12 protein-coding genes and 1 tRNA gene are annotated in these 13,867 nt (G+C 69.0%); 11 read left to right on the top strand and 2 right to left on the bottom strand.

What is annotated here, in order from left to right:
* Positions 1–8: 8 nt before the first annotated feature.
* Positions 9–1,502: a S10 family peptidase gene (locus ACGFMK_RS00065; RefSeq protein ID WP_392755502.1), complete on the bottom strand. Its 1,494-nt coding sequence runs from the start codon at positions 1,500–1,502 to the stop codon at positions 9–11.
* A gap of 31 nt (positions 1,503–1,533) precedes the next feature.
* Here ACGFMK_RS00065 and ACGFMK_RS00060 point away from each other — a divergent pair, with 31 nt between their 5' ends.
* The 7 genes from ACGFMK_RS00060 (at position 1,534) to ACGFMK_RS00030 (ending at position 8,823) form a co-directional block, all read left to right on the top strand.
* Positions 1,534–2,193, top strand: coding sequence for an endonuclease V (locus tag ACGFMK_RS00060; RefSeq protein ID WP_392755499.1), 660 nt, complete (start codon positions 1,534–1,536; stop codon positions 2,191–2,193).
* The gene (locus ACGFMK_RS00055; protein ID WP_392755496.1) at positions 2,190–2,873 is read left to right on the top strand and encodes a uracil-DNA glycosylase; all 684 of its coding nucleotides are present in this window, start codon (positions 2,190–2,192) and stop codon (positions 2,871–2,873) included. The genes ACGFMK_RS00060 and ACGFMK_RS00055 overlap by 4 nt, the downstream gene beginning before the upstream one ends.
* Before the next feature lie 84 nt (positions 2,874–2,957).
* Positions 2,958–4,292 (top strand): NAD(P)/FAD-dependent oxidoreductase, encoded by a 1,335-nt coding sequence (locus ACGFMK_RS00050; protein WP_392755493.1) that lies wholly within the window; start codon positions 2,958–2,960, stop codon positions 4,290–4,292.
* 248 nt (positions 4,293–4,540) lie between these two features.
* Entirely contained in the window at positions 4,541–5,881 is a 1,341-nt protein-coding gene (locus ACGFMK_RS00045; RefSeq protein ID WP_392755491.1) for a ricin-type beta-trefoil lectin domain protein, read from the top strand.
* A 95-nt stretch (positions 5,882–5,976) separates the two neighbouring features.
* A tRNA-Leu gene (locus ACGFMK_RS00040) sits at positions 5,977–6,050 on the top strand.
* Positions 6,051–6,176: 126 nt separating this feature from the next.
* Complete coding sequence (locus tag ACGFMK_RS00035) at positions 6,177–7,445, top strand: hypothetical protein (RefSeq protein WP_392755489.1); 1,269 nt, start codon at positions 6,177–6,179, stop codon at positions 7,443–7,445.
* Positions 7,446–7,596: 151 nt separating this feature from the next.
* Complete coding sequence (locus ACGFMK_RS00030; RefSeq protein ID WP_392755487.1) at positions 7,597–8,823, top strand: DUF4041 domain-containing protein; 1,227 nt, start codon at positions 7,597–7,599, stop codon at positions 8,821–8,823.
* Between the two features lie 5 nt (positions 8,824–8,828).
* Here ACGFMK_RS00030 and ACGFMK_RS00025 read toward each other — a convergent pair whose 3' ends face one another.
* Entirely contained in the window at positions 8,829–9,851 is a 1,023-nt protein-coding gene (locus ACGFMK_RS00025; protein WP_392755484.1) for an aldo/keto reductase, read from the bottom strand.
* 74 nt (positions 9,852–9,925) lie between these two features.
* On the opposite strand from ACGFMK_RS00025, the gene ACGFMK_RS00020 reads away from it, so the two are divergent.
* The 4 genes from ACGFMK_RS00020 to ACGFMK_RS00005 all read left to right on the top strand — a co-directional run bounded on the left by ACGFMK_RS00020 (position 9,926) and on the right by ACGFMK_RS00005 (position 13,812).
* The gene (locus ACGFMK_RS00020) at positions 9,926–10,483 is read left to right on the top strand and encodes a TetR/AcrR family transcriptional regulator (protein WP_392755482.1); all 558 of its coding nucleotides are present in this window, start codon (positions 9,926–9,928) and stop codon (positions 10,481–10,483) included.
* Between the two features lie 284 nt (positions 10,484–10,767).
* Positions 10,768–11,913, top strand: coding sequence for a thioester domain-containing protein (locus tag ACGFMK_RS00015; protein ID WP_392755479.1), 1,146 nt, complete (start codon positions 10,768–10,770; stop codon positions 11,911–11,913).
* Positions 11,914–12,065: 152 nt separating this feature from the next.
* Complete coding sequence (locus tag ACGFMK_RS00010) at positions 12,066–12,953, top strand: AraC family transcriptional regulator (protein WP_392755476.1); 888 nt, start codon at positions 12,066–12,068, stop codon at positions 12,951–12,953.
* A 49-nt stretch (positions 12,954–13,002) separates the two neighbouring features.
* Positions 13,003–13,812 carry a carbohydrate-binding protein gene (locus tag ACGFMK_RS00005; RefSeq protein WP_392755473.1) on the top strand — a complete coding sequence of 270 codons (810 nt, stop codon included), beginning with the start codon at positions 13,003–13,005 and terminating at the stop codon, positions 13,810–13,812.
* Positions 13,813–13,867 lie beyond the last annotated feature (55 nt).

Raw genomic sequence — 13,867 nt, 5'->3', positions numbered from 1 at the left:
CCGCAGGGCTAGCGGTTCGAGGCCTTCTTGACGAACTTCGCCAGGTCCTTCGACTGCTGCACCCGGCTCGGCTCGTGGACGTACATCATGTGCCCGGCCGGGTAGTACGCCGTGTCGATGTTGTCACGCAGTTCCTCCGGGATCTGCAGGTGCGCCAGCACGTGCTCGGACGCGAAGTACGCCGTCGCGCCGTCGTAGTGGCCGAACGCCACGTGGACCTGCAGGTGCGGGTTGGCGCGCATCGCCGCGCTCACCGAGTCGACGACCGAGACCGACCGGCCCTCGAACTCCTTGTAGGACCACGCCTTGAACGTGTCCTCGTGGATCAGCTCGTACGGCAGGTCGTTCTCGTACCCGAGCTCGGCCCGCACGTAGTGGTTGAACGCCGCCGCGTACGCGCCGATGATCCGGGAGATCGACGGGTCGTCGCTCATGTGCTCGCGGCCGCCGTCCGGCTCCCACGTCGTGAACCGGCCGTCCATCCGGCCGACCGTCAGGCCGCGGTCGCGCAGCAGCTCGGTGAAGAACCGGACGTGCTCGATCCGCAGGTTCACCCGGTCCACATAGGACTCGGTCAGCCCGGTCAGCGACGCCAGCGTGGCCACCGCGTCGGCCCGGTCCTGAGTGGACAGCCGGGCGCCGCGCGCCAGCGCCCACGGCAGGTCCTTCGCCGCGAAGTCCTCGGCGTCGGCGAGCACGTCGTCGAGCGGGCGTTCGCCGTGCAGGCCGTGGTAGTGCGCGATCGCCGCGTACGTCGGCACGTACAGCGTGTACGGCAGGTCGTTGCCCTCGGTGAACTGCAGCGTGCCCAGGTCGAGCACCGACGAGATGAGCAGCAGGCCGTTCAGGTAGAGGCCGTGGCGGTCCTGCAGGTGCGCGGCCAGCCCGGCGGCGCGCAGCGTGCCGTACGACTCGCCGGCCAGGAACTTCGGCGACAGCCAGCGCTCGTGGCGCGACACCCAGAGCCGGATGATCTCGCCGACCGACTCGATGTCGCCCTTGAAACCGTGGAAGTCCTTCGTCTCGCCGCCTTCGGCCGCGCGCGAGTAGCCGGTGGACACCGGGTCGATGAACACCAGGTCGCTGTGCGCCAGCAGGGTCTCGGGGTTGTCGTCCAGCCCGTACGGCGGCGGCACCAGGTCATCGACGTCGCCCGAGAGCACGCGTCGCGGCCCGAGCAGCCCCATGTGGAGCCAGATGCTCGACGAGCCGGGCCCGCCGTTGAAGGCGAACGTCACCGGCCGCGAGCCGGGGTCGGCGTCGTCGAGGGTGTAGGAGGTGATGAAGACCTCCGCCTTCGGCTTGACCCCCTCGGACTTGCCGTCCTTCACGACCTCCTTGCGGAGGACGATCCGGCCGGCTTTCGCCGTGTAGGCCAGCTTCTTCCGCTTCACGGTCAGCGTGTGCCGGGTCGTGACGATGTCGTCGGCCGGCTCGGCCGGGATCTCCTGGGTTTCCGGAGCTGTCTTCTCGGGAGCCTCTTCGGGGGTCGTGTCCGCCATGGCTCCAACCTAGTTGTGGCAGGGTGACCTGGTGCACACCGGGGACTGGCCGACGACCGTCGCCGACGCGCTCGCCGTGCAGGAACGGCTGCGCGGCCTGGTCGACGTCACCGACGACTGCCCCGAGCTGCCGCCGACGGTGACCGGGCTCGACGTCGCCTACGACGACGCCGACGGGATCGCCGCCGCCGTCGTCACCCTGGAGACCGCCGGGCTGACCGTCGTGGAGGAGCGGACGGTCCGCGCGAAGGCCGTCTTCCCGTACGAGCCGGGGCTGTTCGCCTTCCGCGAGCTGCCGCCGCTGCTGGCCGCGCTCGAGCGGCTGGACCACGAGCCCGACGTCCTGGTCTGCGACGGCCACGGCCTCGCGCACCCCCGGCGCTTCGGCCTCGCCTGCCACCTGGGCGTGCTGACCGGACGGCCCGCGTTCGGCGTCGGCAAGACCCGGTTCGTCGGCTCGCACGACGCGCCCGCGGCGTCCCGGGGTGCTTCGGTGCCGCTGGTCGACGCCGGGGAAGTGGTCGGCGCGGTGCTGCGCACCCAGGACGGCGTCAAGCCGGTGTACGTCTCGGCCGGGCACCGCATCGACCTGGCCCACGCCTGCCGGCTGACCCTGGCGCTCGCCCCGCGCTACCGGCTGCCGGAGACCACGCGGCTGGCCGACCGGCTGTCCCGGGTGGCGCTGCGATGAGGACGCTCGCCCAGCTCGACGCCGCCGTCTCCGAGTGCCGGGCGTGCCCGCGGCTGGTGGAGTGGCGCGAAGGCGTCGCGGGCACGAAGGCGGCGTTCCGCGGTGAGGAGTACTGGGCGCGGCCGGTGCCCGGCTTCGGGCCGGCGGACGCCACGCTCGCCGTCGTCGGGCTGGCGCCGTCGGCGCACGGCGCGAACCGCACCGGCCGGATGTTCACCGGCGACCCGTCGGGTGACTTCCTCTTCCGGGTGCTGCACGAGGTGGGCCTCGCGTCGCAGCCGACGTCGACCGCGATCGGCGACGGCCTCGAGCTGTACGGCACCCGGCTCGTCTCGCCGGTGCGCTGCGCCCCGCCGGAGAACAAGCCGACGCCGGCCGAGCGCGACACGTGCCGGGCGTGGCTCGCGGAGGAGCTGACGCTGTTACGTCCGACACTGCGCTCGATCGTGGTGCTCGGCGCGTTCGGCTGGCAGGCGTTACTGCCCGTGCTCGCCGCGGCCGGCTGGCCGGTGCCGTCGCCGCGTCCCGCGTTCGGGCACGGCACGGTCCTGAAGCTCGGCGACCTGCGTATTTTCGGCTGTTATCACGTCTCACCACGCAATGTCCAGACCGGGCTCCTGACCCACACGATGGTGGCGGACGTCTTCCGCGCCGCGACCTCGGTGACGGCCTCGGACTGAATCGTTACGGAAGGTGCAGCGACGCTGGTCACAGCCGGATGGGGTCCCCGCGCAAGGTCCGTGTGAAGGTGCCACTATGAGGTCATGGCTGCTGCGAAGTCGAAGTCGGAACCGACTCGGATCCTCGTCCTCGGTGGTGGGTACGTCGGGCTCTACACGGCGTACGGCCTCCAGAAGATGCTCCGGGCCAACGAGGCCTCCGTGACCGTCGTTGACCCGCAGCCCCACATGACCTACGCGCCGTTCCTCCCGGAGGCCGCGGCCGGCGCGATCGAGCCGCGGCACGTGGTCGTGCCGCTGCGCCGCGTGCTGAAGCGCTGCCACGTGCTGACCGCGCGCGTCACCAAGATCGAGAACGACAAGAAGTCCGTGACGGTCGAGGCCGCCGACGGCCACATCGAGCAGCTCGGCTACGACGTCCTCGTGGTCGCGCTCGGCGCCGTCGCCCGCATCCTGCCGATCCCGGGCCTGGTCGAGCAGGGCATCGCCTTCAAGACCATCGGCGAGGCGATCTACCTCCGCAACCACATCATGACCAAGCTGGACGAGGCCGCGAGCACGCTCGACCCCGAGCTGCGCAAGCGCCTGCTGACGTTCACCGTCGTCGGCGGCGGGTTCGCCGGCATCGAAGCGCTGGCCGAGCTCGAGGACATGACCCGGTTCGCGGTCGAGAACTACTACCCGAACATCCAGCCGGCCGACGTCCGCTGGGTGCTCGTCGAGGCCGCCGGGCGCATCCTGCCCGAGGTCCGCGAGACGCTCGGGGTGTACACGGTCGAGCAGCTGGAGAAGCGCGGCATCGAGGTGTACCTGTCGACCGCGGCGAAGTCGTTCGAAAACGGTCACGTCGTGTTGTCGGACGGCACCGAGTTCGACACCGACACGCTCATCTGGACCGCCGGCGTGAAGGCCAACCCGGTGCTGGCCAACTCGGACCTCCCGCTCGACAAGCGCGGCCGCCTCGAGGCGACGGCCGCCATGCAGGTCGTCGGTCACCCGGACGTGTGGACCGCGGGCGACAACGCGGCCATCCCGGACCTTTCGCGCACCGAAGAGGACCCGACGGCGACGTGCCCGCCGAACGCGCAGCACGCGGTGCGCCAGGCGAGGCTGCTGGCGAAGAACATCATCAAGGTGATCCGCGGCGGCAAGCCGAAGGACTACTACCACAAGAACCTCGGCGCGGTGGCCAGCCTGGGCCTGCACAAGGGCGTGGCCGACGCGCTGAACCTGAAGATCAAGGGCTTCCCGGCCTGGCTCTTCCACCGCGCGTACCACCTCAAGGCGATGCCGACCTGGAACCGCAAGATCCGCATCCTGTTCGACTGGATCCTGGGCGGCCTGTTCCGGCGCGAGGTCATCTCGCTGGGCCAGATCAACAACCCGAAGGACGAGTTCGCGCGCGTCTCGAAGTCCTGAGTTTTCGGTGGGGAGGGCCCCTGTCCGCTTCGGCGGGCAGGGGCTCTTTGCGTTGGCGGTTAAGGGTCTTTTGGGGCAGTTGCAGGGAAATGACCGACTGTGTGCCGGTGAGCGACATGGTCTGGACAACTGGGCCAGTGAGCGGGTATCCCTTTCTTCACTACGAAGAATAAGTCGGCGAACCTCCCCCTCGCCGACAGAGATCCGATCACTCCGTACCGCCCGTCCCCACGGTCCCAGGAGCTCCCATGCGCTTTTCCCGCACCAAAGCGGCACTCGTCGCGGCGTTGCCCGCCGTGCTGAGCGTTGCCGTCCTCGCCGGCACGCCCGGCACCGCGGCCGCGGCCGGCGGTGCCTTCCCCGCCCACTACGCCGCTCCCTACCTGCAGATCAGTGACGCCGACGCCGGCCAGATGTCCGCCGACACGAACGCCACCGGCACCAAGTTCTTCACGCTCGCGTTCCTCACCCCGCAGTCCGGCTGCACCCCGGTCTGGGAGGCGAACGGCACCGGCGTCGGCTCGTTCAAGACGCAGATCAGCGCGCTGCAGGCCGCGGGCGGTAACGTCATCCCGTCGTTCGGCGGCGCCGAAGGCGGTGAGCTGGCCCAGACCTGCACGAACACCGCCAGCCTGACCGCGGCGTACGCGAACGTCGTCAACACCTACGGCACGCCGCGCCTGGACTTCGACATCGAAGGCGGCGTCCTCGGCGACACGGCGTCCAACCAGCGCCGCAACTCCGCACTGGCCGCGTTGCAGCAGCAGAACGGGGCGGTCCAGGTCGACTACACGCTGGCCGTCGACCCGACGGGCATCCCGGGGAACGAGCTCGACCTGCTGCGCGACGCGAAGAACAAGGGCGTCAAGGTCAGCGTCGTCAACCTGATGGTGATGGACTTCTACGACGGCCAGCCGGTCCTGGGCGACGCCCTGTCCGCGGCGCGCGCTTCGGCGTCCCAGCTGGCGAGCCTGTACGGGATCTCGACGTCGGCGGCGTACGCGATGATGGGCCTGACCCCGATCGCCGGGCGCAACGACGACGGCGCCCAGTTCAGCCAGTCCGACGCCCAGCAGCTGGAGACGTTCGCGGCGCAGAACGGCGTCGCGGAACTGTCGTTCTGGGAGCTCCAGGACTACGACCGCGCGACGGGCTACGCGTACTCGAGGATCTTCAACGCGATCACCGGCGGCGGCACCACGCCCCCGCCCCCGGCGGGCGGCACGATCACCGGCTACGGCGGCAAGTGCGTCGACGTGGCGGGCGCGTCCTCGGCGAACGGCACGACGGTCGACCTGTACACGTGCAACGGCACCAACGCCCAGCAGTGGACATCGACGTCGGGAACGCTCCGAGCGCTGGGCAAGTGCCTGGACGTCAACGCAGCGGGCACGGCGAACGGCTCGAAGGTCCAGCTGTACGACTGCAACGGAACGGGCGCCCAGCAGTGGACCCACACGGGCAACCAGCTGGTGAACCCGGCATCGGGCAAGTGCCTGGACGCAACAGGCCCCAGCTCGGCGGACGGCACCCCGCTGCAGATCTGGACGTGCACGGGCAGCGCGAACCAGTCCTGGACGCTGAACTGAGTCCTGTGAGTCCTTAGTGGACACGAGGCCGGACCGGGCGACCCTGGTCCGGCCTCGTGGCTTGCGCGGGGCGCGGATCGCCTAGAGTGTGCGGTGCCCCCGTAGCCCAACTGGCAGAGGCAGTCGACTTAAAATCGACAAAGTGCGGGTTCGAACCCCGTCGGGGGCACGAATGGGTAACGATCGACGCCCTTGACGTGGCTTTCGAGTCTGCGTTCAAGCTCGCTTGAAACATTTCCTTCGCCTCAGCGATACCCAGGGAACTGGGACTGCGCTGAGGCCGGAGGGTACATCGATGGGGCGTCGTCGAGGGTTTTTCGCCGAGATGCAGTATCAGGCGGCCAAGGCGCAGAAGGAGCGGGCGCGGCAGGCCGCGGCCGCCGAGCGTGAGCGGGTTCGACTCGAACGGGAAATGCATCGCGCCCAGGCTGCCGCTGCGATGGCACGCGAGCGCATGGCTCGCGCTGATGTGCAGGCAGCGGCCCAGGCGGAACGTGAACTCAAGCGCCTCCACATCGAAGCTCAGCAATCGAAGGTTGAGTCGCTCAACGCGGACCTGCAGGAAGAGTTGGCCGCGATCGACGGCATTCTTGAGTCGACACTGGCTGTCGATGATTACGTCGATCTGGAAAACCTTCGCCGGGTCGCCGAACACCCGCCGTTCCAGTCGGCGTACCAGACGGCTTTGGCTGCGCCGGCGCCGATCAGTGCGCCCCCGGAGCCCTACTTCCAGCCGCCTGCGCCTCCGGCCGGCATCTCGGCGGTTTTCGCCAAGAAGAAGCACGCTGCTGCGACAGCCGCTGCTCAGGCCCAGTTCGGCCAGGTGCACGCGGCCTGGCGAGCGGCCGTCGCCCAGATTCCGCAACGGCAGCTGGCCGCGGCGCAGCAGCACCAAGCCGCGGAAGGTGAGCGCTTGAGGCGGCTTGCCCACGACCGTAGGCGGTATGACGCCGAGTGTGCTGAACGGCAGCGGATCGTCGATGCGGAAAACGCCCGCCTCGATGACCTGATCAACCGGCTCGCGGACAATGAGCCCGAGGCGGTCGACGAGTACATCGGAATCGTGTTCGGCAACTCGATCTACCCGGACGTCATCGCCGCCAACAGCGATTTCGACTTCTCGTACAGCTCGGAGTTGCGTGAGCTGTCCATCACGGTCGTGTTCCCGTCGCCCGAGACGATCCCGAAGACCAAGCTCTTCCGGTACGTGCGCGCCAGTGACGAGATCGCGGAAACCGCGCTGACGCAGAAAGACGTGACGACCCGGTACGTCAACTTGCTCAACAACATGACGTTGCGAACCCTCCACGAGGTGTGGGAGTCGGACCGGGCAGGGAAAATCGACAGCATTTCCCTGGTCGGAGGTGTCAACCACGTCGATCCCGCCGTCGGCCAGGATGTGTTCGTCCGACTCATCGCGCTGGCCGTGAGCCGCGAAGACTTCCTGCAGATCGATCTGGCCCGGATCACTCCGTCCGAAACGCTGAAGCACCTTCGCGCTGTCGTGTCCAAGACTCCGCACCGGCTGACCCCGATCGACGACAAGAAGGGTGTTCGTCGATGAGTTCCTCCGTCAGCGGGGCGGCGACACGGTGAACGGGCTCCGATTCGTTCCGCCGCCGGGATGGCCGCCTCCTCAGCCCGGGTGGGTGCCGCCTCAGGGGTGGCAGCCGCCCGCGTCCTGGCCACCTGCGCCTCCCGGCTGGGAGTTCTGGGTGGCCGACGGGCCGAGCGACCCTGAAGATCATGCCGCTGCGGAATCGCAAGTGCAAGCTCCACCCGCTGCCGTCACTCCGCCGCCTCAGACAGTTGAGGTGCCAAGGGAGCCCGATCAGCAAGAGGTAGCGTCTGCTCGGCAGGAGCTTGAAGCCGTTCGTGAACAGATCGGTCAGGCAAGAGAACAACTCGTCGAACTCAACGACTCGATCTTGCTCCAGCAGGTCGGGATCTACGAGTACCACCACCCTCTCGAGAACGCTGAACAGTTCAAGGAGGCGCTGGCCGCGATCCGGCAGGAGGTGAAGGAGTTCGTCAAGAACGGCGCCGCCATCCTCGCTGCCGATCGGTTCGCCTACAACAACTCGCTGGCGCAGGGCCGGAAGATGACGGCCGACTTCTCGAAGCTGATGCTGCGGGCGTACAACGCCGAGGCGGACAACTGCGTCCGGTCTGTTCGGGCCGGCACGGTGGCCTCGGCGAAGCAGCGTCTCGACAGATCGGTCGAATCAATCGTGAAGCTCGGCAAGATGATGGAGATGCACGTCGCTCCTGAGTACCACCTGCTTCGCCTGCGTGAGATCGAACTGACCGGCGACTACCACTTCAAGGTGCAGGAGGAACGCGAAGCGGCCAGGGCCGAACGCGAACGCCTGCGGGAAGAGAAACGCGCGGAAGCAGAACTGCAGGCCGAACGTGACCGGCTGGAGAAGGAGCGCGATCACTACGCCAACGCTCTGGCAAAACTTGCCGAGCAAGGCAAGCAGGAGCAGGCCGACGAGCTGCGTCAGCGGCTGACCGCCATCGACGATGCGATAGCCCAGAACGACTACCGCATCGCCAACATCCGGGCAGGGTACGTTTACGTCATCAGCAACATCGGTGCGTTCGGCGAGAGCGTCGTGAAAATCGGGATGACCCGGCGCCTCGAACCTCGGGATCGCATCATGGAACTCGGTGACGCATCGGTCCCGTTCCCCTTCGACACGCACCTCCTGCACTTCTCGGAGGACGCGATCGCGCTCGAGAACGAGCTGCACAAGATGTTCGCCGACCGCCGGCTGAACCAGGTCAACCTGCGACGGGAGTTCTTCTTCATCACGCCGCAAGAGATTCGCGCGGTTCTGGCCGAGAAGCTCGGGAACATCCTCGAGTTCAACGAGACACCCGAAGCGTCGCAGTACTTTCAGAGCCGCGCGTCCTGGCCGGAGGAGAGCCGGAGGTAGACCGGTCAGGCTGCTGACCGCTCGCTGGCCGGGCGGCGGCGCAGGGTCGCGTTCCGCAACGCCGGCGGTACGAAGTCCTGGTCCAACGCGCTCACGTTCGTTCCCGGCGGGACGATTTCGTCGATGCGGTCCAGGATTTCGTCCGGCAGCACGACCTCCAGCCCGGCCAGCAGGTCGTCCAGGTGGGCCATGGTGCGGGGGCCGATGATCGCGCTCGTCACTCCGGGGTGGGAAATGGCGAAGGCCATCGCCAGGTGGGTCAGCGGCATGCCCGCCGACTCCGCCAGGGGGATCAGCTGCTCCACCACGTCGATGCGGTGCGCGTCGTTCAGGTGCTTCAGCACGCCCGCTCGGCGCAGGGTGTTCTCCTGGCCACGGCGGACGCGGCCGGTGAGCATTCCCTGTCCCAGCGGGCCCCAGACGAGGGTGCCCATTCCGTGGCGTTGCGCGGTCGGGAGGACTTCGCGCTCGATGCCCCGGCTCAGGATCGAGTACGGCGGCTGCTCCGTGTGGAACCGCTCGAAACCGCGGCGGGACGCGGTCCACTGGGCCTCGACGAGGTCCGACACCGGCATCGCCGACGTGCCGATCGCGCGGACCTTGCCGCTGTGGATCAGGTCGTTCAGGGCCGAGAGCGTTTCCTCGATGTCCGTCGACGGGTCCGGGCGGTGGATCTGGTACAGGTCGATGTGGTCGGTCTGCAGGCGGCGCAACGAGTTCTCGACCGCGGTCATGATCCAGCGGCGTGAGGTGCCCTGGTGGTTGGGGTCGTCGCCGGTCGGGCGGCTGAACTTGGTCGCCAGGACCACGTTGTCGCGGCGGCCCTTCAGGGCCTGGCCCACCACGTCTTCGACGTCGCCGTAGGCGTCGGCCGTGTCGACGAAGTTGATGCCCGCGTCCAGGGCCTTGTGGATGACGCGGATCGAGTCTTCGGGGTCGGGGTTGCCGATGGACGTCGCGAACATCAGGGTGCCGAGCGCGTACGGGCTGACCTTGATGCCGGTGCGGCCGAGGGTGCGGTACTGCATGGGAGGTGCTCCTGGAGGTAGTCTGGACGTAAGCGGAAAGCTCTTCCGCTAATATACGGAAAGGCTTTCCGTTTATGCAACCGCGCAAGCTGCGCGCCGACGCCCAGCGCAACGTCGACGCCCTGCTCGAGGCCGCGAAAAACGTCTTCGCCACCTCGGGGGTGGACGCTCCCGCGAAGGAGATCACCGATCTGGCCGGGGTCGGCGTCGGGACGCTCTACCGGCACTTCCCGCAACGCGCGGACCTGGTCGTGGCCGTGCTGCACCGGGGGATCGACGTCTGCGCCGCCGCAGGGCCGGAGCTGAGCGCCGCTCATGAGCCGGAGGTGGCGCTCGCGAAGTGGCTCGACCGGTACACCGCGTTCGTCGGGACCAAGCGCGGGCTCGCGACGGCCCTGCATTCGGGGGATCCGGCGTTCGACGGCCTGCCCGGGTACTTCATGGAACGGCTCGAACCCGTGCTCGCGGCGCTGCTCGACGCCGCGGTCGCGACCGGGCGGATCCGCGCCGACGTCAGCGCGAGGGACCTGATGCACGCCATCGCGCTGTTGTGCCAGCCCGTGCGCGGCGAGGAGATCGAGTACAACCAGCGCATGGTCGCCGTGCTCGCCGACGGGTTGCGCCGGACCTGACTCCGGGGCCGGGGAAAGATCGGCGGATTCCGGTTAAAAGGTCACTTGAGCCACTGATTTCGTGGTTCCTTCGTCGTCGCATTCTGCACTTTTCCGACGTCCAGATGCGGCCTTCCGCGACACATTCGAGTTAAGGGGGATACCAGAAGTAGGCACTGTGAGGTCTGTGTATGCTGCGGTATCGCTTGACCGGGTGATCACTCACTCGAATCGGTGGCCGTCGTGATCGGGGCTTGGTCTCACGCGGTCCCCCACGTCGTGGTTCGGGCTCGGATAGGAGATTTATGCAGGTCAGGTCAGCTTTCGTGCGTGGCGGGATCGCGGCTCTCGCCGCGGCCGCCGCGGTCATGGTCGGGTCCCCGGCCGCTCTCGCCGACGACGGTGCCGCTCACGGCCGGGTCGACGCGAACGGTGGCACCGTCGGCTACCGGCTCAACCTCGGGAAGGGCGGCGACTACATCGCCGAGCTGTTCTCGATGAAGCTGTCCGACGGCAGCACGCTGAAGCTCTACTGCGTGCAGATCACCGTCGGCCTGCGCACCGACGTCGACATGGTCGAGCGCCCGTGGAACAAGTACCCGGCCAAGGGGCCGTTCAACGAGAACAGCGCGAAGATCAACTGGGTGCTGCACCACGGCTACCCGGGCACCGGTCTCGACGCCCTCGGCAGCGCCCTGAAGAAGGCCGGTGTCACGGTGCACGACGGCGTCTCCGAGCGTGAGGCCATCGCCGCCACGCAGGCCGCGGTCTGGCACTTCAGCGACGGCGTGAACCTCGACGCCACCAAGCCGCTGGCCGAGGAGAACTCGGCCGACGCCAACGCCGACGTCGCCGCCCTCTACGCCTACTTCACCGGTGACCAGAACAAGGGCCTCGACGCGCAGCCGAAGCCGACCCTGAACATCGCCGCGGACAAGACCGAGGGCACTGCGGGCAGCAAGATCGGCCCGTTCTCGGTCGCGACCTCCGGTGACATCACCGCGCTGACCAGCCAGCTGCCCGACGGCGTCAAGCTCACCGACGCCGACGGCAAGGAGCTGAAGGCCGCCGACGTCAAGGACGGCACCAAGCTGTACGTCGACGTCCCGGCCGGCACCAAGCCGGGCAAGGGCGGCTTCGAGCTCAAGGCCAGCGGCGAGCTGGACACCGGCCGCCTGTTCGTCTCCGAGAACTACGCGCGGCAGCCGGCCCAGTCGCTGATCGTCGCCGACTCGGAGAAGACCGAGGTGACCGCGAACGCGGCCGCCAGCTGGACCGAGGTCGCCCCGGCGACCACGCCGGCGCCGACCACCCCGGCCGGTTCGAACGGCGGTGGCGGCGAGCTCGCCAACACCGGTGTCGACGCGGCCGTGCCGTTCACCGTCGGCGGCCTGCTGCTCGGTGGCGGCGCGCTGATGCTGCTGGTGAACCGTCGCCGCAGCCGTGCGTGAATGAACTGAGCTGAACCCGGAACGGGGCCGGTCCACTGTGGACCGGCCCCGTTTTCGTACCCGACGAACGGATTGCGATCTTCGGGGCAAAACCGGCGAACCGCGCACGCGGTGGTCTAGACTTTTTCGCCGACCGGCGAAGGGACCAGACCATGCGCGGTACGACCGTTCCGCCCGGGACGCCCGGCCTCCCACCGCGGGCGGGGGAGCTGCCGATGCACCGGCTGGAGCTGCCGGCACCGGACGCGGTGCCCTTCGCCGTCGGGACGTTCGACACGATCGGGCCGCTTTCGCGCGCGGAGTTCCCGCACCGGCACACCTTCCACGAGCTGGTCCACGTCACCGGCGGCACCGGCAAGCACGTCGTCGACCTGGCGCGCTGGCCGGTGCGGCCGCCGCAGCTCGGGGTGATCGCCGCGGGCCAGGTGCACCACTGGGCCGGTGTGCGGGGCCTGACCGGGCACGTCGTGCTGTTCACCGACGACTTCCTGCTCGACTACCCGGCCGACCGCGACCGGCTGCGGCGGCTGGGCGAGCGGCCGTGGCTGGAGCTGGACGACCGCGCCGACGCCGACGTCACGCGGCTCGTCACCGAGCTGGAGGCGGAGTACCACCGCGGCGCGGCCTCGGTCGTGCGGGCGCTGCTGCACGTCCTGGTCGTGCGCGTGGGACGGCTGCCTGGGACGCCGGCGGCGCCGCCCGCCCGGGCCGGCGCGGTGGCCGCGGAGTTCGCCCGGCTCACCGGACGCGCCGACCTGGGCCTGTGGTCGGTGAAAGCGCACGCCGAGCGCATCGGCGTCACGCCGGAGCACCTCACCGAGGCCGTCAAGGCCGCGACCGGCCGCACGGCCGCGCAACTGGTGCGCGAGGCACGGATCCGGGAGGCCAAACGGTTCCTGCTGCGGACCGATCTGACGGTCCGGCAGGTGGCGAGCCGGGTCGGGTTCGCCGATCCGGCGTACTTCTGCCGGTTCTTCCGCCGCGAAACCGGCTCGAGTCCCGGCGATTTCCGGCGGGCGGGCGAGAAGCACCACGACTGACCGGTCCAGTCCATCGCCCGCGACCCGGTGCGCTGCTTACCGTCGAGGCATGGACGAAGAGACGAAGCTGAGCCGCAAAACGGTGCTGCGGGCCGCTCTGGCCGCCGGCGTCGCGGCACCCGTCGCGTTGCTCGGCGGCCCCGCGCTCGCCCGTACCGCCGCCACGAGCGGACAGGTCCCGGCGCTGACGCCGTCGTGCCACGACGACGACGATCCGACGCCCGAACAGATCGAAGGCCCGTACTTCAAGCCGAATTCGCCGGAGCGGACCTCGCTCGTCACGCCGGGCACCCAGGGCACGCGGCTGACGTTGACCGGGTACGTCTTCGGGCTCGCCTGCCTGCCGGTGGACCGCGCGCTGCTGGACTTCTGGCAGGCGGACGTCAACGGCGCCTACGACAACACCGGCTACACCTTCCGCGGCCACCAGTACACCAACGCCCAGGGCGCGTTCACGCTGTCGACGATCGTGCCCGGCCTCTACCCGGGTCGCACCCGGCACATCCACGTGAAGGTCCAGGCGCCGGGCCGGCCGATCCTGACCACGCAGCTGTACTTCCCGAACGAGCCGCGCAACAACACCGACTCGATCTTCGACGCGCGGCTGCTGATGACCGTGCGGGACAACGGGAGCGCCAAGGAGGCCGCGTTCGACTTCGTGCTGAACGTGCCGCAGAACCCGCCGACGTCGACGGTGACTTCGACGCCGCCCGGCGGCACGACCTGGGCGGCGGGCACCGGCTACGCGGCCGGTGCCCGCGTCACCTACGGCGGCCGGGATTACGTGTGCTTACAGGGGCACACGGCCCAGCCGGGCTGGGAGCCGCCGAACGTCCCCGCGCTGTGGCGGGCGGCCTGAGGCTCCCGGCGTGGGTCGTGAGTGCGTAACAGAGGTGATAAACAGGGACGCCCAC

The sequence above is a fragment of the Amycolatopsis sp. NPDC049252 genome, from assembly GCF_043197175.1.
GTDB lineage: Bacteria > Actinomycetota > Actinomycetes > Mycobacteriales > Pseudonocardiaceae > Amycolatopsis.
Note: the sequence above shows the minus strand (reverse complement) of the source record. Positions and strands in the feature narration are given on the sequence as shown.